Source organism: Pseudoflavonifractor phocaeensis (assembly GCF_038439875.1).
Taxonomy (GTDB): Bacteria; Bacillota; Clostridia; order Oscillospirales; family Oscillospiraceae; genus Vermiculatibacterium.
In genome coordinates this window covers 281,791-303,727 of record NZ_JBCDMT010000002.1, presented here as the reverse complement: position 1 = coordinate 303,727, position 21,937 = coordinate 281,791, and the positions used below count along the sequence as shown (strand labels likewise).

At 61.6% G+C, this 21,937-nt stretch carries 20 protein-coding genes; 15 read left to right on the top strand and 5 right to left on the bottom strand.

The features are described from left to right. Positions 1-28 precede the first annotated feature (28 nt). The 3 genes from mazG (at position 29) to AAEU42_RS03490 (ending at position 1,570) form a co-directional block, all read left to right on the top strand. Positions 29-817, top strand: coding sequence for a nucleoside triphosphate pyrophosphohydrolase (gene mazG, locus AAEU42_RS03500; protein WP_342232143.1), 789 nt, complete (start codon positions 29-31; stop codon positions 815-817). Positions 818-837: 20 nt separating this feature from the next. Continuing rightward, complete coding sequence (locus AAEU42_RS03495) at positions 838-1,155, top strand: HU family DNA-binding protein (RefSeq protein WP_342232351.1); 318 nt, start codon at positions 838-840, stop codon at positions 1,153-1,155. 172 nt (positions 1,156-1,327) lie between these two features. Beyond that, positions 1,328-1,570 carry an RNA-binding S4 domain-containing protein gene (locus AAEU42_RS03490; RefSeq protein WP_342232142.1) on the top strand — a complete coding sequence of 81 codons (243 nt, stop codon included), beginning with the start codon at positions 1,328-1,330 and terminating at the stop codon, positions 1,568-1,570. Between the two features lie 55 nt (positions 1,571-1,625). On the opposite strand, the gene AAEU42_RS03485 is transcribed toward AAEU42_RS03490, so the two are convergent. From AAEU42_RS03485 to AAEU42_RS03475, 3 genes are all read right to left on the bottom strand, one after another. Then, positions 1,626-2,123, bottom strand: a complete 498-nt coding sequence (locus tag AAEU42_RS03485) for a pyridoxamine 5'-phosphate oxidase family protein (protein ID WP_342232141.1) — start codon at positions 2,121-2,123, stop codon at positions 1,626-1,628. Positions 2,124-2,144: 21 nt separating this feature from the next. Continuing rightward, the gene (htpG, locus tag AAEU42_RS03480) at positions 2,145-4,058 is read right to left on the bottom strand and encodes a molecular chaperone HtpG (RefSeq protein ID WP_342232140.1); all 1,914 of its coding nucleotides are present in this window, start codon (positions 4,056-4,058) and stop codon (positions 2,145-2,147) included. Positions 4,059-4,187: 129 nt separating this feature from the next. Continuing rightward, positions 4,188-6,086 carry a hypothetical protein gene (locus tag AAEU42_RS03475; protein WP_342232139.1) on the bottom strand — a complete coding sequence of 633 codons (1,899 nt, stop codon included), beginning with the start codon at positions 6,084-6,086 and terminating at the stop codon, positions 4,188-4,190. Between the two features lie 141 nt (positions 6,087-6,227). Here AAEU42_RS03475 and AAEU42_RS03470 point away from each other — a divergent pair, with 141 nt between their 5' ends. The 12 genes from AAEU42_RS03470 to lepB (AAEU42_RS03415) all read left to right on the top strand — a co-directional run bounded on the left by AAEU42_RS03470 (position 6,228) and on the right by lepB (AAEU42_RS03415) (position 19,989). Next, entirely contained in the window at positions 6,228-7,007 is a 780-nt protein-coding gene (locus AAEU42_RS03470; RefSeq protein WP_342232138.1) for a TIGR00282 family metallophosphoesterase, read from the top strand. A 590-nt stretch (positions 7,008-7,597) separates the two neighbouring features. Beyond that, entirely contained in the window at positions 7,598-8,680 is a 1,083-nt protein-coding gene (locus AAEU42_RS03465; protein WP_342232137.1) for a metallophosphoesterase family protein, read from the top strand. Continuing rightward, the gene (locus AAEU42_RS03460) at positions 8,677-10,902 is read left to right on the top strand and encodes an ATP-binding protein (protein ID WP_342232136.1); all 2,226 of its coding nucleotides are present in this window, start codon (positions 8,677-8,679) and stop codon (positions 10,900-10,902) included. The genes AAEU42_RS03465 and AAEU42_RS03460 overlap by 4 nt, the downstream gene beginning before the upstream one ends. 88 nt (positions 10,903-10,990) lie before the next feature. Next, a complete protein-coding gene (lepB, locus tag AAEU42_RS03455; RefSeq protein WP_342232135.1) occupies positions 10,991-11,470 on the top strand; it encodes a signal peptidase I in 480 nt (159 codons plus the stop codon). Between the two features lie 412 nt (positions 11,471-11,882). Further along, entirely contained in the window at positions 11,883-12,602 is a 720-nt protein-coding gene (locus AAEU42_RS03450) for a GntR family transcriptional regulator (RefSeq protein ID WP_342232134.1), read from the top strand. 186 nt (positions 12,603-12,788) lie between these two features. After that, entirely contained in the window at positions 12,789-13,847 is a 1,059-nt protein-coding gene (dctP, locus tag AAEU42_RS03445; RefSeq protein ID WP_342232133.1) for a TRAP transporter substrate-binding protein DctP, read from the top strand. A gap of 136 nt (positions 13,848-13,983) precedes the next feature. After that, the gene (locus AAEU42_RS03440) at positions 13,984-14,463 is read left to right on the top strand and encodes a TRAP transporter small permease (protein ID WP_342232132.1); all 480 of its coding nucleotides are present in this window, start codon (positions 13,984-13,986) and stop codon (positions 14,461-14,463) included. Between the two features lie 3 nt (positions 14,464-14,466). Continuing rightward, entirely contained in the window at positions 14,467-15,828 is a 1,362-nt protein-coding gene (locus AAEU42_RS03435; RefSeq protein WP_342232131.1) for a TRAP transporter large permease, read from the top strand. A 21-nt stretch (positions 15,829-15,849) separates the two neighbouring features. Next, entirely contained in the window at positions 15,850-17,442 is a 1,593-nt protein-coding gene (locus AAEU42_RS03430) for an L-serine ammonia-lyase, iron-sulfur-dependent, subunit alpha (RefSeq protein WP_342232130.1), read from the top strand. 86 nt (positions 17,443-17,528) lie between these two features. Then, positions 17,529-17,909 (top strand): RidA family protein, encoded by a 381-nt coding sequence (locus AAEU42_RS03425; RefSeq protein WP_342232129.1) that lies wholly within the window; start codon positions 17,529-17,531, stop codon positions 17,907-17,909. A 58-nt stretch (positions 17,910-17,967) separates the two neighbouring features. Next, positions 17,968-19,119, top strand: a complete 1,152-nt coding sequence (gene eutH / locus AAEU42_RS03420) for an ethanolamine utilization protein EutH (RefSeq protein WP_342232128.1) — start codon at positions 17,968-17,970, stop codon at positions 19,117-19,119. A gap of 282 nt (positions 19,120-19,401) precedes the next feature. Further along, positions 19,402-19,989, top strand: coding sequence for a signal peptidase I (gene lepB, locus AAEU42_RS03415; RefSeq protein WP_342232127.1), 588 nt, complete (start codon positions 19,402-19,404; stop codon positions 19,987-19,989). Between the two features lie 69 nt (positions 19,990-20,058). On the opposite strand, the gene AAEU42_RS03410 is transcribed toward lepB (AAEU42_RS03415), so the two are convergent. Both AAEU42_RS03410 and AAEU42_RS03405 read right to left on the bottom strand, forming a co-directional pair. Then, on the bottom strand, positions 20,059-20,472 hold the full coding sequence (locus AAEU42_RS03410) for a hypothetical protein (protein WP_342232126.1): 414 nt from the start codon (positions 20,470-20,472) through the stop codon (positions 20,059-20,061). 122 nt (positions 20,473-20,594) lie between these two features. Then, entirely contained in the window at positions 20,595-21,929 is a 1,335-nt protein-coding gene (locus tag AAEU42_RS03405; protein ID WP_342232125.1) for a glucose-6-phosphate isomerase, read from the bottom strand. Between the last annotated feature and the right edge of the window lie 8 nt (positions 21,930-21,937).

The window sequence follows — 21,937 nt, the reverse complement described above, 5'->3', positions numbered from 1 at the left end:
GAAAAGACCTTGCAGTAAGGGGTAAAATATGATAGATTTTGTTAGGAAAGAATCTTACGGCCTCAAGGACTTGGAAGAAATCGTCTCCCTCCTCCGCGCGCCGGGGGGCTGCCCCTGGGACGGGGAGCAGACCCACGAGTCCCTCCGCAGGGGTCTGCTGGAGGAGAGCTATGAGGTTGTGGAGGCCATCGACGAGGCCAGTCCCGAGCATCTGAAAGAGGAGCTGGGGGACGTCCTCCTCCAGGTGGTCTTTCACGCGGACATCGAAAAGGACGCGGGCCGCTTTACCCTGGACGACGTGGCCGACGGCATCTGCAAGAAGCTCATTTTCCGCCACCCCCACGTGTTCGGCGACACCGCCGTCACCGGCTCCGACGAGGTGCTGGTGAACTGGGAAGAGCTCAAGCGGGAGGAGAAGGGACAGCAGACCTATACCGACACCCTCACCGCCGTGGCCCGTTCTCTGCCCGCCCTGTGGCGGGCGGAGAAGGTGCAGAAAAAGGCGAAAAAGGCCGGCTTTGACTGGCCCGACGCCTCCGGCGCGGTGGACAAGCTGTCCGAGGAGCTGGAGGAGCTGAAAGAGGCCATGGCCCAGGGCACCAACATCGAAGAGGAGCTGGGGGACCTGCTCTTCGCCGCCGTCAACGTCTCCCGTTTTGTGAAGGCCGATCCCGAGGAGGCCCTCACCGCCGCCACCGACAAATTCATTTCCCGCTTCCGCAAGGTGGAGGCCTTTGCCGCCCAGGAGGGCAGGGATATGGCCCAGATGGGCCTTTCCGAGCTGGACCAGCTCTGGGAGAGAGCGAAACGGACTTAACGGCTTTACGCCTTAAGTATATTTGGCGGTCCGCCGCCGAGAAAAAACAGGAGGAAACGAACATGAATAAAGCTGAACTCATCAACGCCGCCGCCGAGAAGGCCGGCCTGTCCAAGAAGGATACCGAGGCCGCTGTCAATGCCGCCATTGAGGCCATTGCCGACTGCCTGGCTTCCGGCGACAAGGTGCAGCTGGTCGGCTTTGGCGCCTTCGAGGTGAAGTGCCGCGCCGCCCGCATCGGCCGTAACCCCAAGACCAAGGAGCAGATCAACATCCCCGCCTCCAAGGTCCCCGTCTTTAAGCCCGGCAAGGCTCTGAAGGACGCCGTGGCGAAATAAGTTCGCTTGCATATCGAACCGGCCCCGGGGTGACCCGGGGCCGGTTTTTTAATATTCCCGAAAGAGCCGGGGGATAAAGTAGTTTTTCTACGTCTTTTACTCTGCCCACACCTTTTTGCTTTTCTCCCCGGCGAATTTTGTGGTACAATAACGGTAAAAACGAGGTGATTCTATGCGCTTGGACAAATGGCTGAAAAATTCCCGGCTCATCAAGCGGCGCACCGTGGCCAACGAGGCCTGCGACGCCGGCCGGGTCACCGCCAACGGCCGCCCGGTGAAGGCCTCCTACGAGGTCAAGCCCGGCGACCTGTTGGAGCTGAAGTTCGGGGAGCGGACCGTGAAGGTGAAGGTCCTCTCCACCCCCGAGATCGTGGGGAAGGCGGATGCGGTGGCCCTCTACGAGGAAGTGCGGTAAAAAAAGCCTGTGTGATGAAATCACACAGGCTTTTTTATGGATCGATCCGCCCCTGTTACCCCTCTTGTCCCTTTCCGGTCAGCTCAAGGGCCTCTTTCCCGGTCATGTGGTCCACCTGCATTTCCAGCACGCAGAGGGCTCCCCACCCCCGGTCGATGACCCCTTCCCGGTGGGCGTCGGTATCCTCCGGGGCATATTTGACGGCCAGCTTTTCCACGGCCGCCCGCTTTTCCGGCCCCTCTTCCATCACCCTGAGCTGTCCGAATACGATGACGCTTCTGAAATAGGTGGTGTATTCCGCCGGGACGATCTGGTCCTGGTCCACGACGCAGAAAGAGGCCTTCGGGTTTCTTTGGAGGGCGTCCAGCTTGTGGCCGCTTTTGGCGCAGTGGAAATAGAGCTTCCCGCCGTCATACACGTAGCTGATGGGCACGGCATAGGGATAGCCGTCGTCCCCCGACAGGGCCAGCACGCCGGACAGGGCCCGGTCCAGGACGGCGGCGGCCTCCTCCCGGGATAGGGCCTGGTTTTTTCTGCGCATTTCCCGAAACATAAAGCACCCTTTTCCTTTCTTTTACACCATCAGCGAACAGACCAGCTCGGTGTACTTCCCCGTATCCTCCACCGGCAGCCCGGCGATGATAAGGGCCTGGTCGTAGAGCAGCTCGGCGTACTTCTTCGCCTTCTCCGGGTCCTGCCCCACGGCCTGGGCCAGAGCCCCATACACGGGGGAGTCGGCGTTGAGCTCCAGCACCCGCTGGGCCTTGATGGCGCCCTCTCCCGCCTCCATGCGCTGGAAGTACTTCTCCATCTCCAGGGACACCCCGCCCTCCGCGGTCATGCACACGGGGGCGGATTTCAGCGCCTTGGAAAGGCGCACGTCAAAGACCTTGTCCCCCAAGGCCTCCTTCACGAAGTCCAGCACCGGCTTGTTGGCCTCGGCCTTCTTCTCGTTCTCCGCCTTCTCCTCCTCGCTCTCGGGGAGGGCGTCGGCGGCCCCGGCGTCCTTGAAGGGCTTCTCGCCGTATGCGCCAAGGGTCTGGGCCACGAACTCGTCCACCTCGTCGGTGAAATAGAGGATCTCATACCCCCGGTCCAGCACCCGCTCGCCCTGGGGCAGGCCCTTGGCCTTGTCCAGGCTCTCGGCGGAGAGATAGAAGATGGACTGCTGGTCCTCCTTCATCCGCTCCTGGTACCCGGCCAGGGCGGTCAGCTCCTCCCCGGCGGAGGAGGGGAAGAGCAGCAGGTCTTGAAGCAGGTCCTTGTGGGCGCCGTAGTCGCTGACGGCCCCGTACTTGAGCTGCCGGGAAAAGGCCTTCCAGAACTTGAGGTAGGTCTCCTTCTCCTCCTTCTGGAGCTTCATCAGCTCCGCCTTCACCTTTTTCTCCACGGTGCTGGCGATGATGCGCAGGGCCCGGGTGTGCTGCAGGGTCTCCCGGGAGATGTTCAGCGGCAGATCGGGGGAGTCCACGATGCCCTTGACAAAGCTGAAATAGTCGGGCACCACGTCGGGGCACTTGTCCATGATGAGCACCCCGGAGGAGTAGAGCTGAAGCCCCTTCTCATAGTCCTTGCTGTAATAGTCGAAGGGGGCGTGGGCAGGGATGAAGAGGAGGGCCTTGTACTCCATCTGGCCCTCGGCGGCGATGTGGATCACCGCCAGAGGGTCCTCCCAGTCCCCGAACTTCTCCTTGTAGAACTGGTTGTACTCCTCCCGCGTCACCTGGCTCTTGGGCCGCTGCCACAGGGGCACCATGGAGTTGAGGGTCTCCACCTCGGTGTAGCTCTCGTACTCAGGCTTGTAGTCCTCCGGCGCGTCGGCGGGCTTCTCCTTCTGGCGGGACTTGGTCATCTCCATGCGGATGGGGGTGTGGACATAGTCGGAATACTTCTTCACAAGGCCCTGGAGGCGGTACTGCTCCAAGTACTGGCCGTAGTCCTCCTCCTCGGTGTCCGCCTTGATGTGGAGGATCACCTCGCTGCCCACGTCCGCCTTCTCGCAGGGCTCCACGGTGTAGCCGTCGGCGCCGTTGGACTTCCACTCCCAGGCCTCGTCGGAGCCGTAGGCCCTGGAGCGCACCGTCACGGCGTCGGCCACCATAAAGGCGGAGTAGAAGCCCACGCCGAACTGGCCGATGATATCCACCCCCTCGGCGGCCTCCCCCTTGTCCATCTCCTGCTTGAACTGGAAGGAGCCGCTGCGGGCGATGGTGCCCAGGTTTTTCTCCAGCTCCTCCTTGGTCATGCCGATGCCGTTGTCGGTGATGGTGAGGGTGCGGCTGTCCCTGTCGGGGGTGATCACGATCTGGAAATCCGACCGGTTCAGCCCCACCTTGTCGTCGGTGAGGGCCTTGTAGGCCAGCTTGTCCACCGCGTCGCTGGCGTTGGAGATGAGCTCCCGGAGGAAGATCTCCTTGTGGGTGTAGATGGAGTTGATCATCAGATCGAGCAGCCGCTTGGATTCCGCCTTGAATTGCTTCTTCGCCATGGGTGATTCCTCCTATATGAAAGTAAATTTATAAAAACATAGCGTTAGCACTCTTTTCTCCAGAGTGCTAACGCTATGATAGTCCTTCGTGTCATAAATTTCAAGGGGGTTCCCAAAAAGTTTACAATTTCACGTGCCTTTGTACAAAGCGTCGTCCAGGGGACAGACGTATTCCAGCGTCCGCTCCGGGGTATAGCGGTAGACCTCAAACCGCAGGGTGCCGTCGGGAGCGGCGAAGCCGGCCCAAATGCAGTCGTGGTACTCATCCTGAAGATTGCCTATGTTCCCCATATACTCGGAGGCCTGACAACCCAAGGTTTCATTCACGTCCAGGTACACCAGTTCCCCGCCCTTGAGGTCGTAGATGCCGATGCCTCTCGCCTTCCCCTGGAGGTAGACCACGATTTCCGGGTCGCCCCCGCCGTCCAGGTCGTGTTCCTCCGTCATGGTGGGCACCTCCAGCCTGACCTGGGGCGTCCCGGTGTCGTCCGGGGCGGTGTAGCGGATCAGGGTGCTCCCCGGCACGATGCTGACCTCCTCCCGGGTCCAATTCCCAATCATCTCCCCGCTCCGGTGGACGTCCACCGCCAGGGCCTTCACGGTGTCGTACTGGTTTAGGCCGCCGTCGATGTCCAGCCACTCCCAGCTTTTGAAGCCCAGGGCCCGGTCCCCCGCCGTCACCAGCAGGTTGGCCCAGAGGGCCCCGTGGATGCGCAGCTCGCTGTCCACGTAGGCCCCGCCGGCGATAATGTGGGGCGCCCGCTCCGGCGGGTCCGCGGTGAAGACCGCCCCCACCTCGTAGACCCTGGCGTCCAGCTCGGGACGGGCCTGGACCTCCCGGAAGCCGGTGAGGGTCCAGGAGACGGTGACACCCCCCTCGTCCGGGAACATCTCGTCCAGGTTGGGGAACATCTGATCCAGATAGGCCTCCACCCCCTCCCGATAGGCGGCGTAGGCGGCCTCGTCGATCTCCCCGGCCGGGACGTCGTGCTGGGTGCGGACGCGCCGGTAGAGGGCCTCGTCCTCCACCCACACCCGGCCGCTGGGCAGGTGGCCCCCGCCGAAAATCTCCACGATGTTTTCCTCCAGGCTGGTGAAGAGGTGGACGGCGTCGTCCCCGGACCAGGCGCTCTGGCCCTTCTCTCCCAGGTAAAAGTCCAGAGTCCACACCACGTCGCTGTCCGAGCCGTTCATCGTCAGCCCGTCGTGGTCCAAGGGATGCTCCAGGGCGGAGCGCACGAGGCCCGCCAGCTCCTCTTCCGTGGGGGCGTTCTCCTCCGCCCCGGTCCAGGAGATGTGGCCGATGTCCTCCGCCTTCAGCCCCGTCAAAAGCTGGGCCAGGGTCTCCCCCTCCTCCATGGTGAAGGACTGGATGAGATACCGTCCCTCCTCCGCCCGGAGGGTGAGCACAGACCGGCTCCCGTCCTCCCTGGGCCGGGTCCACAGCCGGGCCCCGTTTTCGTCCCAAACCCCGCCTACGCAGGGAAAGGCGCCGGGGCCGAAGTCGCTGGTGAAGGTGTAATAGGCGCCGTAGTCCTCCAGATAGAATACCCCGTCGGTGTTCGTCAGCTCCGCCGTGGTGATTCCGGCGTAGCGCCGCAGGGTGTCGTCCACCGAGGAGCGTAGGATGCGGTGGGTGGGAACGGGCAGGTCGGTGACCCGGACCTCCTCCGTCCCCAGGTCCTCCCGCCACGGGAACCCCGGCAGGGCCGCCAGGGCGGCGAACTCCTGGGCGTCGGCCTCCCCCAGGGTGCCGTCACCGGGAAAGTAGCGCAGGAATTCCTGGAAGTTCAAATCCTCCGGGCGGTCGTAATAGCTGGTAAAGAAGCCGCTCACCGCCGTGGCGTAGGTTCCGTCCTCCCGCTCCTCCAGGGGGGAGAAAGCCTCGTTGACCCGATCGATCTCCTCCTGGGTCAGGGGCGTGCCCCCGCGATTGGCGGGCGGGGCAGTCTCCTCCGCCGGGGCGGCCTTGCACCCGGCCAGCAGGGCCAGGGCGCAGATCAGCGCAAGCACTCTTTTTTTCATCATTCATCCACTCCTCTGCCCACAGTGTAACAGAATTTTCCGTTCCAGTCCTTGCGGGGAGTTTACGATTCGGTGACGAGTGGTAACGATTGCGCTTTCGGGCAAAATCTCTTATAATGTACCTGATAGAATGGAGGAAAAAGAATGCTGTTACATCTTCTGGCCGTGGGCGACGTGGTGGGCGATCCCGGCCTTGACTGCCTGGCCCGGCACCTGCGCACCCTGAAAAAGCTGAAGGCCGTGGATTTCACCGTGGTCAACGGGGAAAACGCCTCCGGCGTGGGCATCACCCCCCGGCAGGCCCAGGACATCTTCGACGCGGGGGCCGACGTCATCACCCTGGGCAACCACACCTGGAACCGGCTCCAGATCGCCGACTTTCTGGAGGAAAACCGGTATATCCTCCGCCCCGCCAACTACACCAACCGGGTCCCTGGCCGGGGCTTCGGCGTTTTTGACGGCCCCAGGGGCCTGCGGATCGGGGTGCTAAACCTCATCGGCCGATGTGAGATGGACTCCAACTTCGACAACCCCTTCACCGTGGCCGACGCCGCCCTGAAGGCCATGGACACTGACCTTGTGGTGGTGGACTTCCACGCCGAGGCCACCAGCGAGAAGGGGGCCATGGGCTACTATCTGGACGGCCGGGTCCAGGCGGTGTGGGGCACCCACACCCACGTGCCCACCGCCGACACCCAGATCCTTCCACAGGGGACGGGCTTCGTCACCGACCTGGGTATGACCGGCCCCGCCCGCTCCGTGCTGGGCATCCGCCCGGATCAGGCCGTCAACCGCTTCCTGGGCGGCCTTCCCGTCCGGTACGAGGCCGCGGGCGGCGCCTGCAAGCTGGAGAGCGTCCTCTTCACCATCGACAGCGAGCGTAAGGTCTGCGTCGGGGCGGAGCGGGTGGATATCCACGGGTGAGGGGGGTGCCTTTCATAAAAGGTTTTCCGCCCCGGAGGCGGCACCTTCCGGGGGGCGTTTCGACGTGCTCCCCCAAGCCCCCCGCTCAACGGCCAGCCAAGGGGGGCCCCGAGAACCCGAGGAACCCCCGTCACCTTACTCCGTAACGGGGCCGGGGTTCGCAGGTCTTAGGCTTCCCCTGGGGGAAGCTGTCTGCGAAGCAGACTGATGAGGGGAACTTAACGTTTCGCAGAGCCTTTCGTGTTTTCCCCAGTTCCCCTCATCCGTCAGCCTGACCGGCTGCCACCTTCCCCCGAGGTGAAGGCCAAAGGCCACACTGTATCAAGAAACTGTCAGTGGCCGAGCGGCGCTAGGGGAACCACGGGTCGCACAGACGCTCCCGTGCTTTTCCCCCTGTCAACGGGCAGTAAACCTTCTACTAGGAAGGGAATCTGCGAGCAGGTTAGCACCCAAGATTTTTCTTTGGGGGTCTGGGGGAGGTTTCTTTTCCTCGGAAAAAGAAACCTCCCCCAGATTTACGCACGTCCCGACGAGCAATCAGTTATCAACCAAACGGGTATTTCACCCATTGACCAGAAAGAAGGTGCCCCATGCTTCATATCCTCCACGCCGCCGACCTCCACCTGGACGCCCCCTTCGCCGCCCTGACGGCGGAGCAGGCCCGCCAGAGGCGGGCGGAACAGCGGCTTTTATTGGACGCTCTGGCCGACACCGCCATTGAGCGGGGGGCCGATTTAGTACTGCTCTCCGGCGACCTGCTGGACTCGGGCCAGACCTACCGGGAGACCGCCCAGGCCCTGGCCTCCGCCCTGGGCCGCGTCCCCGCGCCGGTGCTTATCGCCCCCGGCAACCACGATTTCTACACTCCCTCCTCCCTCTACGCCGCCGCCTTCTGGCCCAAAAACGTCCTCATTTTTAAAGAGAGCCGCCTCCAGTCGGTGGACCTGCCCGCCTGCACCGTCTACGGCGCCGCCTTCACCGCCCCCTTCCGGGACGACTCCCCCCTGGCGGGCTTCCACGCCCCCCAGGGGGACAAGCCCGCCGTCATGGTCCTCCACGGCGACGTGGAGGGCACGGGCCGCTACTGCCCCATCCGCCGGGAGGACATCGCCGCCAGCGGCCTTACTTATCTGGCCCTGGGCCACATCCACGCCTGCTCCGGCCTGCAAAAGGAGGGGTCTGTCTCCTGGGCCTACCCCGGCTGTTCCGAGGGCCGGGGCTTCGACGAGCTGGGGGACAAGGGGGCGCTGTGGGTCACCATCGACGGCGGTGGGGTCACGGCGGATTTCCTCCCCCTGGCCCGCCGCCGGTATGAGATCCTCCAATGTGACCTGACGGGGAAGGACCCCGCCCAGGCGGTGGCCGGCGTCCTCGCCCCCGGCAGCCGGGAGGACATCTGCCGCCTCCTCCTCACCGGGGAGGCCCACGGCGTGGACCTGCCCGCCCTCACCGCCGCCGCCCAAGGCCTTCGCTGGGCCGTGACGGTGCGGGACCACACTCGGGTGCCCCAGGACCTCTGGGGCCGGGAGGGAGAGGACAGCCTCACCGGTCTCTTCCTCCGGGACATGCGCCGCCGCATCGACTCCGCCGGGGACGACGGGGAGCGGGCCACCCTGGAAAAAGCCGTCCGCTTCGGCCTGGCGGCGCTGGAAAACGGGGAGGATACGCCGTGAAGCTGAAAAAACTGACCGCCACCTTCGGCAAGCTGGAAAAGGCCGTATTGACGCCGGGAGAGGGCTTCACCCTGGTGGAGGCCCCCAACGAGGGGGGCAAATCCACCTGGGCCGCCTTCCTGCGGGCCATGTTCTACGGCTTTCCCCCCCGGGACCGGGACAAGGTGGGCTATATCGCCGAGAAAAACCGCTACCAGCCCTGGTCGGGCGCGGCCATGGAGGGCACCATTGAGCTGACCTATCAGGGCCGGGACCTGACCCTCCGGCGGGGCCCCAAGGGGGCCGCCCCCTGGGGGGCCTTCTCCGCCGTGTGGACCGCCACCCAGGAGCCCGTGGGCTTCCTGACAGCGGAGAACTGCGGGGAGGTCCTGCTGGGGGTCTCCCGGGAGGTCTTTGAGCGCACCGCCTTCCTGGGCCAGGGGAACGCCGCCCTGGACGCCAGCCCCGATCTGGAAAAGCGGGTGGCGGCTCTCGCCACCTCCGGGGAGGAGGACGTCTCCTTCTCCCAGGTGGAGCGCCGCTTGAGGGACTGGCTCAACCGCCGCCGCTCCAACAGCCGCAACGGCCTCATCCCCAAGCTGGAGGAGGAGCTGGACGGGCTGGAGGCCCGGCAGGCCCAGCAGGAGGGCCTGCTCCGCCGGGCCCAGGCCGCCCGGCAGGAGAAGGAGGCTCTTGAGGCCCAAAAGGCCGGGCTGGAGGCCCAGCTCCAGGCCCACTCCGCCGCCCGGCAGGCCCAGCAGAGCCAGCGCCGGGCCCAGGCCCAGGCCGACGTGGAGACGGCCCGGACCCAGCTGGAGGCCGCCCAGGCCGCCGCGGGTACCCTCCCCCCCGCCGAAGAGCTGCGCCAGGCCCAGGGGGAGCTGAGCTACGCCAACACCCTGTCCGCCAACCTTCGGCTGGCGGAAAAGGCCATCCTCCCCACCCGCCAGGCGGCGGAAGAGGCCGAGGGGGCGGCCCAGGCCGACCCTTGCTTCGGCGGCATGGACGCCGCCCAGGCCGCCGCCAAAGCCCAGGCCGACCACGACGAGGCGGCGCGGCTCTTGAAAAAAGGGGCCGGCCCGCTGACCCTGCTGGGTGCACCGGCAGGGGCCGTTCTGGGAACCGTGCTGGCCCGGGGCATGAACGGGGTCTCTTTCTCCCTGCCCATCCTGATTTTAGGGGCGCTCATCGGCTGGGCCCTGGTGGCTCTGCCCCTATTCCTGCTCCAGAAAGCCAAAGCGAAGCGGGCCGGGGCCATTCTGGCCCGCTATGACGCCCAGAGCCCGAAGGAGATCATACAGCGGGCCGCCGCCTACGGGGAAAAGGCCGCCGCCGCCCTGGAGGCCCGGCGGAACGCCCAGGCCGCGGAGGCGGAACGGGACAAGCTCTCCGCCCAAAAGCTGGAGCTGACGGGCCGGCTCCTCTGCCTGGTCCACCCCTTCGCCCCCGAGGTCACCGACCTCTTCGGGGTGTCCGCCGCCCTCTCCCGCGCCCTCCAGCAGGGGGAGGCCCTCCGGCTGGCCCAGGCCAGGCTGGAGGCCGCCCGGCAGGTCCTCTCCGCTCTGCCAGAGCCGGAGGAGGCCGGCCCCGCCGCCCCGGCCGTCCTCCCCCAGGGGGACCCCGGCGAACTGGCCGCCCGCCTCTCCGCCGTGAGCGGAGAGCTGGCCCGGGCCAGCGATGACGCCGCCCGCCTGGCGGGGGAGCTGCGCTCCCTGGGCGACCCGGCGGAGCTGGAGGCCCGCAGAAGCGCCCTTCTGGAGGAGCTGGAGCTGCGCCGTGGGGAGTATGACGCCATCAGCGCCGCCCTGGAAAGCCTGACGGCGGCGGACAGCCTGCTGCGGGAGCGGTTCTCCCCCGCCGTCAACCAGCGCGCCGGGGCCTATCTGGCCGCCCTCACCGGCGGGAAATACGACACCGCCGCCCTCACCCGGCAGTTCCAAGCCCTGGCCCGGGAGGCGGGCCAGACCGCCCCCAGGCCCGACCTGGTCCTCTCCGGCGGCACCGCCCAGCAGCTCTACCTGGCGGTGCGGCTGGCCATGTGCGACCTGGTGCTGCCCCAGGAGAACGCCTGCCCCATCCTTTTGGACGACGCTCTGGACGCCTTCGACGACGCCCGGGCCAAGCTGGCGCTGGAGTGCCTTTTGGACGTGGCGGCACGGCGGCAGGTAGTGCTGTTTACCTGCCATGGGCGGGAAAAGGCCATGCTGGCGGGGACGGGGGCGGCTATTCTCCCCGCGCCATAGTGCCTGCCGCACCAACAAATCTGAAAAGGGAGTGCTTTTTGTGTCTCGCCGCCGATGGATTCCCCTTTGGATTGCCGGGGGGCTTCTTTTGTCCCTGCTTTTTCTGGCCTTCCACACCCTGCAGCTCTATCAAATGGTAGGCCACTCCATGGACCCCACCATTCCCGCAAACTCCGTTTTCCTCACCTGGCCCATTTTCCGCACGCCCGCCCAGGGCGACATCGTGGTCCTGCGAGATCCCGCCTTTATGGATGAGCCTATGGTCAAGCGGGTCATTGCCACCGGCGGCCAGCATGTGACGGTAGATATCGCCGCCAACACCGTCACCATAGACGGCCGCATCCTAGATGAACCTTACCTCCTGGAACCTATGGCAGACATCGGTTCTCCATTCATGACCGCACTGGATGTGACGGTGCCGGAAGGCTTCATCTACGTCATGGGCGACAACCGCAACCACTCCTCGGACAGCCGGGATGAGCGGTTGGGGCCTGTAAGCGAGGATTGCATTCTGGGAAAGGTCCTGCTCTCTACTCTCCCATCTCAGAAAGCCGATGCCGCTCCTTAGGGTGCAGTCTTCTCAAATTTATACAGATGATATCCCTGTTCAAAAAGCCACCCGCACCCGCGGCCATGTCGAAGGGAGCGGAAGACACGCCGTATCAGAGCGGCACTTGTCCCGTCCCTTTGTAATATGTTTTCAACCGTACAACTACTTGATGATTCCCGGCGCCTTCCTCGCGCACGAAATAAATTCTGCGTTGCACATAGGAGCGAATAGCCCTCAGGGCTGTTCGCTCCTCTTCTTTTGAACGCAAAGCTTTTGTGTCAGCACGCCGTTTTTTGTCTATTTTCGACAATTATCAACAGTTTATTTGGGGGGTTTGTTTATTGACTTCACGAAAAAATACGAATAAAATATAAATACACCTAAGATATATTTATAATATATTTAGATGCTCAAAGGAGAAGGAAGCGATATGGAAGACAGAAGCCTTGAGATCATCTCTTACTATAAAAACCAGCCCTACCAGACCCAAGCCCAGAGGACCTACGATATGCTGCTCGAAATGATCGCTTTGGACGCGCTCTCGGAAAAGAGTGTATATACAGAGCTGCAGCTGACCCAGATGCTTCAGATCGGGCGCACTCCCCTGCGTGACGCGCTAAGGCTTCTGGAATTTGATTCCATCATTGAGACCATCCCTCGTTTGGGAATTCAAATTCGCGAGGTCCGTATTGATGACTATTTCCTCCAAACGGAGGTTCGAACCACGTTGGAAATCGTTGTCATCCAACGGGCCTGCCGGATGATTTCCAAGGACCTTCAGGAGCGGCTGGCGCGGATGAATGCCGATTTTTCCTCCGCGGCCAGCAGTGGTGACGGACGAGCTCTTTACCGCATTGACCGCGGGATACATGCCCTCATTGATGAATCCTGCAAAAATCCCTATGCGGTTCACGCCCTGGCGCCGCTGCGCTTTTTTGAGCAGCGGGTCCATTACCTGTTGGGCCGCATCTATCCTAATATGAACGACATATTGAACCATGAACATATCTGCTATGTGAACGAAATTGTTGCCGGGAATGCCGATTCTGCGTGCAGCCATTTTAAAAACATGATAGAGAGCACCTTAAACCTTGTTAAACTCCAAGTCGACGCGCACATGGGAATGCCCTTTTCCGGCGGCGCCAAATAGGGCCAGCAAAATCCAATATAAAGGAGGAGCATGCCGATTCACAGAAACCTTCTGATACGGTGAGGCCCTTAAACGCCCCAGCCATGTCCGATATAAGGGGGGATGTGATGACAAAGGAAGCGATACCATTCTGTCGACCCTGGCTTGAAAGCAGAAAGAAAAAGGAGAATAAACATGAAAAAGAATATGAAAAAACTGACCTCTTTGCTTCTGGCTCTTTCCATGACTGCCGCTCTGGCCGCCTGTGGAAGCGGCTCCACTTCCACAACGCCCACCCCCGCAGGGGACGCCAACACGGATGCCCCTAAGACCAGCGGCGAGACCCTCACCCTGCGGATGGGCAATCAGCAGGCCGCCGACTCTGTGGCCACGCGGCTGGACCAAGAGATGTGCGACCGCATCGCCGAAGCTACCGATGGCCGCATCACGGTGCAGCTCTATTCCGACAGTGCCCTGGGAGACTATCTTAACCAGTTTGACGAGCTGATGGTAGGTTCCTTGGATATTGCCCACATCACGGCCTCCGAGGCCTATGACTCCCGCACCTCCGCCACGATGATCCCCTATCTGGCTTTCGACTATGAGACACTGCTGAGCTTGTATGCGGACGGTTCCTTCCTCCGCGAGGAACTGGACGATGCGCTCAACAGCGTGGGCATCCACCTGGGCGGCGTGTTCTGCGAGGGCTTCAACGGCATTGGCGTCATGCAGACCCTGGAAAATGCCAACGTGCCCGGAGCGGAAAAGGGCTGTATCATTCGCTCTCCTATGTTGGATGTATACCAGCTTGAGATGATGGATCTGGGCTTCCGCATTTCCTCCATGCCTTACTCCGACACTTACTCCGCCATGCAGACCGGCGTTGTGGCCGGCCTGGCCGGCGGCACCGCCCAGATCAACTACCTCAGCTTCCGGGATATTATCACCGACTATTACGAGTACCGCTACAACCAGGAGGCTACCATGATCCTCATCAGCCAGAAGACCTGGGACAAGATTTCTGCCGAGGATCAGGCTATCATTACCGAGATCATCGACGACATCTGCGTCAAGGCCGCAGAGGAGGCCGAGAGCGCCTGTAACGATGCCATGGACAAGCTGGCCGCCGGGGGTATCAATGTCCACACCTTCACCGACGAGGAATTGGCGGCCTTTGCCGAGAGCTGCCGCGCCAACGTGTGGCCCGAGCTGGGGAAGAACTATCCTGACGGCTGGATCGACCAGCTTCTGGAGGCTGTGTCCTAAGCCTCGCTCCTTTCCCGCTTCCAACCGATATGTTATCTCTTGGTGCTGTGCCGAAAGTCCTCGGCACAGCACCATCTGAGAAAGAGAGGGTATCATCTTGGGCATTTTGCGAAAAATTGATGGATTTATAGAGAAAGTGGAGGGCTGGATCCTTATTATCACCGGCACCGCCGTGGGTGTGATGATTCTGGCCAACGCCATTTTCCGTTTTCTGCGAGTGGACTGGTTCGGCTCCGAGGAGCTGACCATGTTTGTGGCCTTCTGGCTGTACTTTGTGGGTGCCGCCTGCGCGTCTCGTGACGATACACATATCAGCGCGGATATGGTATCCTTGTTTACCAGCAAACCCAAGGTTCGCGCCACAGTGAATCTGATCAAGACCATCATTGGCCTGGCCATCTGCGCCGTATTCACCGTCTGGTGCTTCAACTATGTTGCCTGGCAGGCCTCCATGGGCGCCAAGTCCTCGGTGTACAAGCTGCCTGTCATCATCAGCACCATTCCCATTCTGTTCAGCTTTGTAATGTGGACGCTCTATCTCATTCGGGACATTGTGAGAAATGTCAAGACCATTCGGAGCGCCGGCGCCGCAGCTAAAACGGAAGGGGGCAACTAAGCCATGCTGGTCATTCCTGCACTGTTAGTCCTGATTGTCGTCATGGTCATCGGTGTTCCCGTTCCGCTGGCCTTCCTGTTGTCCTCAGTGGTGATTGCCGCTGGTACCGGCGTCAACCCTCAGATGCTGCTCATCAACGGCTACAACAAGATCAACTCGGTCTTGCTGCTCACGATCCCGCTGTTCGTACTGGCGGGCTCGCTGATGAACAACGGCGGTCTGGGAGAAAAGCTGGTCGACTCGGTCTCCAAATCTAAGCTCGGCAAATCCAAGAGCAGCCTGGGTGTGGTCACGGTGGTTGCCTGCGCCGTATTTGGCGCAGTCTCCGGTTCCTCCTCCGCTACCGTGTCCTGCATTGGCTCCATCATGGCGCCCCGGCTGCGGGAGAACGGATACCCCGATGGCCTGATTGGCGCCTTGGTGGCCTCCTCCGGCGTGCTGGGCATCCTGATTCCTCCCAGCATGATCATGATCCTTTTCGCTTGGGCGGCCAATGTCTCTGTTCTGGGCTGCTTTGTGGCCACCGTTCTCCCAGGTATTCTGCTGGTCATCCTGCTGAGCATCACCCAGGTGGCCCTCTACAAGCGCGGCGGCAACAAGGGCAGCGTTACGGATTCTATTATCGAGCACGCCAAGCAGCAGGAGGCCCTCAAGGCTCAGGCCGCTGCCGAAAAGGCGGCCAAGGCAGAGAGCAAGGGCAAAAAGAAACACGGCGAGAGCGCCATCCCCGCCCTGCTGATGCCTGTCATCATCCTGGGCAGCATTTATGGAGGGTTCCTGACCGCCACCGAGGCAGCCGCCCTTTCGGTCGTCTACGCCATCCCCATTGGTATCTTCTACTATAAGAAGATTAATTGGGCGACTTACCGCACCGCCATGATCGACGCGGGCAAGACCGCTGGCGTCATCATGTGCATGATGCTCTCGGTTCAGATCTTGAGCCGGCTGTATATCACGGAGAATCTGCCCGATCTGATTCTGGGCGTTTTGACCTCCATCTCCAGCAACAAGATTGTCATTCTGATGATGATCAACGTCTTTATGGTTATTATGGGTATGCTTATGGACGACTGTTCCAACACCACCCTGCTTACCCCCATCCTGCTGCCCATTATGGGAACCCTTGGAATCAGCGTATTCCACTTTGCCGCCATCCTGGGGGTCAACATCGGCATGGGCAACATTACCCCGCCCACTGCGCCGCTGCTCTACCTGTCCGGCCGCATCACCGGCGCCGAGGTGAAGAATATGCTTAAGCCCACGATCATTCTGATTCTGTGCGCCTGGCTGCCGACTCTTATCGTCACTACCTACTTCCCCGGCTTTTCTGAGTTCCTGCCCCGCATCCTCGGCTATATGTCCTGAGGTCCCAAGGAGGTCAAAAAAATGAAAGAGGTCCATACGATCTTCAACCACGCCCTGGCCCCGATCACGCCGGGCCCCTCCAGTTCCAACACCTGCGGCCCGGTCCGGATCGGCCTGGTTTGCCAGCAGATCCTGGGTGAAATCCCGGCCAAGGCCGTGGTTGAATACTACACCAAGGGAGCCTTCCCCAACACGCTGTATGGGATGCGCAGCGATATTGCCTTCATCAACGGCCTGCTGGGTAAGGAGCAGAATGTTCCGGGCTTTACCGATGCTTACGCCAATGCCAAAGCGGCGGGAATGGAGGTCTCCTTTGCCGAAGTGGATGACTTGACCGTTGGGGGCATGGAGACGGTGCGCATCCGCATGACCGCCCATGATGGCTCCCAGCTCGTGGTGATTGGTGAGTCCATCGGCGGCGGGGCATTCCTGATCCACTACATCGACGACTGCACCATGGATATTCAGGGAACGAACCATGAACTTCTGGTTTTTCTCAAGTCACCTTCTGAGGAGGCGGCCCAGGCCCTCGCCCAGGCGTTGACCCCCCAGATAAAGAAGCTGAACGACATTCGCTGTGTCACCGGCGCGCACTATTCCATTGTTAACGCGAAATCCGCAGAGCCTTACGGCAAAGAGCTTTTGAATGCCCTGTCGGCCCGCGATGACGTTGCCCGGGTGCGGGTGGTCTCTCCGATCCACCCCATCATCAACGACATCACCCGCAAACCGCCTTTTGAATCCCCGGATGGGCTGGTCGCTTATTGTGCCGCCCACCACTGCTCTCCCGCTAAGGCTGCCATCGACTATGAGATGGCGGTCAGCGGCTGGAGCGAGGAGGAGGTCCGCCGCTATGGCGATATGCTTATTGGGATCATGAAGGACTCCCGCGCCGGCGGATTCCGCTCCGACCTGTCCTTTGAGGGACTGGTGAGCCCTAAGGCCTCCAAGTTCCGGGGCGTGATAGGCTCTGGGAACATGCCCTCGCTGGGGCTTCTGGACGACGCCATCCCAAGCGCCCTTGGCATTATGGAGCACAGCAATGCCTCTGGCAAAATAGTCTGCGTCCCCACCGGCGGCTCCTCTGGAATCGTCCCCGGCCTGCTCCTCTCCGCCGCTGAGCGGATGGAGGCCTCTTCCGAGGCGCTGTATGAAGCTCTGATGTGCGCCGGGTTGATCGGCGTTCTGATGATGGTGGACGGCAACGAGTTTGCCGGCGGGACCCACGGCTGTCAGGCTGAGATCGCCTGCGGCACGGCTATGGCGGCGGGCGGCCTGGTCCAACTCATGGGCGGGTCAGCGCAGCAGGCCTGTGACGCCGCCGCCATGAGCCTGCAATGCTTCCTGGGCCTCATCTGCGACCCGGTCGCCGGCCTGGTTCAGGTTCCCTGCCTGGCCCGAAATATTGCCGGGGTATCCGTGGCTGCCGCATCGGCCGAGGCCGTCTGCGCAGGCTTTGAGGTGGTGATCCCCCTGGATGAGATGAGCCGGATCATGGTCCGGGTGGGAAATGACATCACCCAAGAGCTGGGCATGTGCTGCAGCGGCTGCTGCATCACCCCCACCGGCCAGCGGCTTGCCAAAGCCTACAACCCGGCCTGTAAGGGGAAATAAGTTCCATTCATTGTATTACGACCGTACGGCGGCAGACGGCCCTTACGGACCTCTGCCGCCAACCGGTTTAGAAATGAGGAAATCTTATGGAAAAAGAACTCGTTACGCTTCCTGGCAGGGAGCCCTCCCTCTGCTATTCCCCGGCCATGCGATATGGCGATACGTTGTACGTGTCCGGTCAGGTGGGGGAGGATACGTCCGGTCACGTTCCCACAGACATCGAAGGTCAGACCGAATTGGCCATCCAGAACGCCAAGAAGTTGATTGAGGCCGCGGGGAGTTCCCTGGACAAGGTGCTTATGTGTCAGTGCTTCCTTCAAAAAGAGGCCGACTTTGGGGGGATGAACGCCGCCTACGCCAAATTCTTTGGCGGCAAGCACAATATTGCCCCAGCCCGATTTACGGTGATCGCGCCGCCTCTGGACCGGAAATACCTGGTGGAAATCGCTATGATTGTTGGTCTGTAAGCAGCAGCTTTTGGCCGAAGCCCAGTGGAACTTGAGTCCACGCGGGAGGATGGAGTTCATGCAGCTCAATACTATCATAAACAGTTTATTTTTTGCCTTTGCCTGCGTTGGAGCGATCGATTACCTGTTGGACAACCGGTTTGGCCTGGGCATCGAATTTGAGCGGGGAATCAACTGTACAGGAAAGCTCATCATATGCATGGTGGGATTTATGACGTTGGCCCCGGTAATCGGACGAGTCCTGTCCCCTTTGGCCACGCCCTTCTTTGTGTCCATCGGAGCCGACCCATCCGTTATGGCGGGTATGCTTCTGGCCAACGACTCCGGCGGGGCCGTCCTGGCCATGGAGCTGGCCTTGGATCAGCAGGCGGGTGCCTTCAATGGATATGTGGTAGCCTCTATGCTGGGGGGCACCGTCATGTGCATCATTCCCATGACTATGCTCAATACAGATAAGCGCGTCCGTCCCGCGGCAATCTACGGCCTTGTAATTGGCCTGTTCTGCGTTCCTTTTGGAAGCATGGTTGGCGGTCTGGCGGCCGGCTTTTCCGTAAATATGCTGTGGCACAACCTAGTCCCGGTGATAGGCCTGACGTTTGTTCTCTTTGTTTCGCTGCTCCTGTTTCAGCGGTGGATCATAAAACCCTTCCAGTTTTTCGGAAAGCTGCTGGTGGGAGTCAGCCTCACGGGCCTGCTCCTAACAGCGGCCCATGAGACCCTGGGCCTTACCCTGGTAGAGGGGATGCAGCCCTTTTCCGAGGTGATTCCCATCATTGGGAATATCGCGCTGATCCTCTGCGGCGTATTTCCTCTGCTGGCTGTGGTGACACGCCTGCTGCGCGGGGTCATCCATCGCTGCGCCTCAGCGCTGAAAATTGGGGAGCAGGATACGCTCAGCTTTCTGGTCACCGCCGTGAATCTCTTTCCCACCTTTGAACATTTAAACCATATGAGCCTCAAGGGCGTCATGATGAATATCGCCTTTATGGTGGGCGCAAATTGTATCATTGGGGACCATTTCGCCTTCACCTTTCAGATGGCGCCAAATATGGTTGGCCCCATGCTCATCGCCAAGTCTATCACCGGCGGCCTTGCCCTCGTGGTTTCGGCAGCATTGGCCCCCCGCCTCTTGGGAAAGGAACAGCGGCATTCAGAGGATGCCCCCTTTGATGCGCCAGAGAGCTCCGGCCGGCAGACGGCAACCGGTTAAGTGGGCTATTTTCCCTGGTCGTTTCAAAGAAATGATCCCGGAGGGAGAATCAAAATCCCCCTCCGGGCAGTTTATTTTCAGTCCCGCTTAACAGGCAGAGCAAGCCTTAGCGGGACTGGCTGTATGGGTGCGAAGCTGCACCGTTGAGAAGGTTCGGGGGGCCATTCTTTTTGAAAAGAATGGCCCCCCGAACTTACCGCCTTTCAGAAGGTGCCTAACACACGTTGCATTTCCCCCGATTTTGGTCTATAATAAATCCACTTGAATTTTGGAGCTGATACCGTGTTCAAAAAGCCGCCCGCACCCGCCTCTGACGAGCCGGAGGAGAAGGGTTCCTTCAAGCTGGACCTCTATTTCTGGACCCAGGCCCTTGTAATGGCCCTGGTCTTTCTCATCCTGACCTTTACCCTGGTGGGGCGGGTCATTTCCGTGGACGGCCACTCTATGGTGCCCACCCTCCACGACCGGGATCTCCTGCTTCTCCAGTCCATCGGCTACACCCCCCGGCAGGGGGACGTGGTGGTTCTGCGGAAGGAGGGCTTTATCGAGAGCGACGCCCCCATCGTCAAGCGGGTCATCGCCGTGGGCGGACAGCACGTCCAGGTGGACTATTCCACCGGCACCGTGGCCGTAAACGGCAAGACCCTGGATGAGCCCTATATCAACGAGATCATGGTGGACCCCAACAACCACTTCATGAACGTGCTGGACGTGACGGTTCCCGAGGGCTCCATCTACGTTATGGGGGACAACCGCAACCACTCCTCGGACAGCCGGGACGAGCGGCTGGGCACCGTGGACGAGCGTTACGTGCTGGGACGCGCCCTGTGCGTCATGCTTCCCTTCCGGGATTTCGGCGCCATTGAGTAAGGCTCCCGCTATAAAAACGGCATAGAAAAGCCCGGCAGCGTTCGCTGCCGGGCTTTTCTTCTATTCTTATCAGAAATACTTCCGCACGCCCTCGGAGGCCAGCTCCGCGTCCGCGCTGATGGTGACGGTGAACTTGATGTTGTTCTTCTCGCCGAAGTCGTTGAGCCAGTCCAGGAAATGCTCCACGGAGGCGTCCTCCGCCTCGGTGGGGACGATCTTGGTCAGGCTGTCGATGAACACGTGGGTGATATCGTAGTTCCCGGCGTGGAGGCCGCTGATGAAGCCCCGGAGCACGTCGAAGTTGGTCATGTCATACTGGCTGGCTTCCACCAGACGGATCTTGTAGTGGATATCATAGGTCAGCTTGGGGCCCCGCTCGATGCAGACCACGTTGCCGTTCTCACTCTTCACGGCGGAATTAATGAGCTCGATCATCTGCTTGGTCTTGCCGGTGCCCTTGACCCCCATGATCACTCTCACCATAATAATCACTCCTTACTTTGTCCACCGGAAAAGGTTCTCCGGTCTATGGCATTATGGTACCATTTTTCCGGGGAGATTGCAACCGTTTTGTGCAGGTCTCTAAAAATTTGAGAGGGCCGTTCTCAGCTGTCCAGCCGCTTCTCCAGCGCCGCCTTCTGCGCCTCGTAGCCGGGCTTGCCCAGGAGAGCGTACATGTTGTTCTTGTAGGCCTCCACCCCGGGCTGGTCGAAGGGGTTGACCTCCAGCAGATAGCCCGACAGGCCGCAGGCGAACTCGAAGAAGTAGATGAGTCCGCCCAGGCTCCGCTCGTCCCGTGCGGGGGCGGTGAGGAGGATGTTGGGCACGCCGCCGTCCACATGGGCCAGGATGGTCCCCCGCATGGCCTGCTCGGCCACGAAGCCCAGGGACCGGCCGGAGAGGAAGTTGAGCCCGTCCACGTTCTCCGGGTCGTCGGGGATAGTGATTTTGCTCCTGGCGGTGTCGAAGCGGACCACGGTCTCGATCATCAGCCGCTCCCCCTGCTGGATGTACTGGCCCATGGAGTGGAGGTCGGCGGTGAACTCCACGCTGGCAGGGAAGAGGCCCTTGCCCTGCTTGCCCTCGCTCTCGCCGAAGAGCTGCTTCCACCACTCACCGAAGAAGCGGAAGGAGGGCTCGTACCCGGCCAGAATCTCGATGCGCTTGCCCGCGTCGTAGAGGGCGTGGCGGGCGGCGGCGTACTGCCAGGCGGGGTTGTCCATGCCGGGCTTGGCCAGCAGCTCCATCTCCTCCCGGGCGCCGGACATCAGCGCGTCGATGTCCACGCCGGCGGCGGCGATGGGCAGCAGGCCCACGGCGGTGAGGACGGAGTAGCGGCCCCCCACGGCGTCGGGGACCACGAAGGTCTCGTACCCCTCCTTGTCGGCCAGGCCCTTCAGGGCGCCGCGCTTGGCGTCGGTGGTGGCGTAGATGCGGCCCTTGGCCCCCTCCTTGCCGTACTTCTCCTCCAGCAGGGCCTTGAAGATACGGAAGGCCACGGCGGGCTCGGTGGTGGTGCCCGACTTGGAGATGACGTTGACGGAGAAGTCCACGTCCTTCACCAGCTCGATGACCTCGTTCATGGCGTCGGCGGACAGGCCGTTGCCGGCGAAGTAGACGGCGGGGCCGTCCTTGTGGGTGAGGTTATAGTTGTTGGAGGTCAGCGTCTCGATGACCGCCCGGGCGCCCAGGTAGGACCCGCCGATGCCGATGACCACCAGGGCCTTGGAGTCGGAGCGGATCTTGGCCGCCGCCTTCTGGATGCGGTCGAACTCCTCCCTGTCATAGTCTGCGGGCAGGCGGACCCAGCCGGTGTATTCCCCGCCGGCGCCGGTGCCGCCCAGCACATAGTCATGGGCCTTCCTGAGACCGGGCTCCTGTCCGGTGCGCCAGCCGCCGGGAAGGAACTGGGCAACGTTGGAGAGATCAAGATTGAGCATAGCGGTTA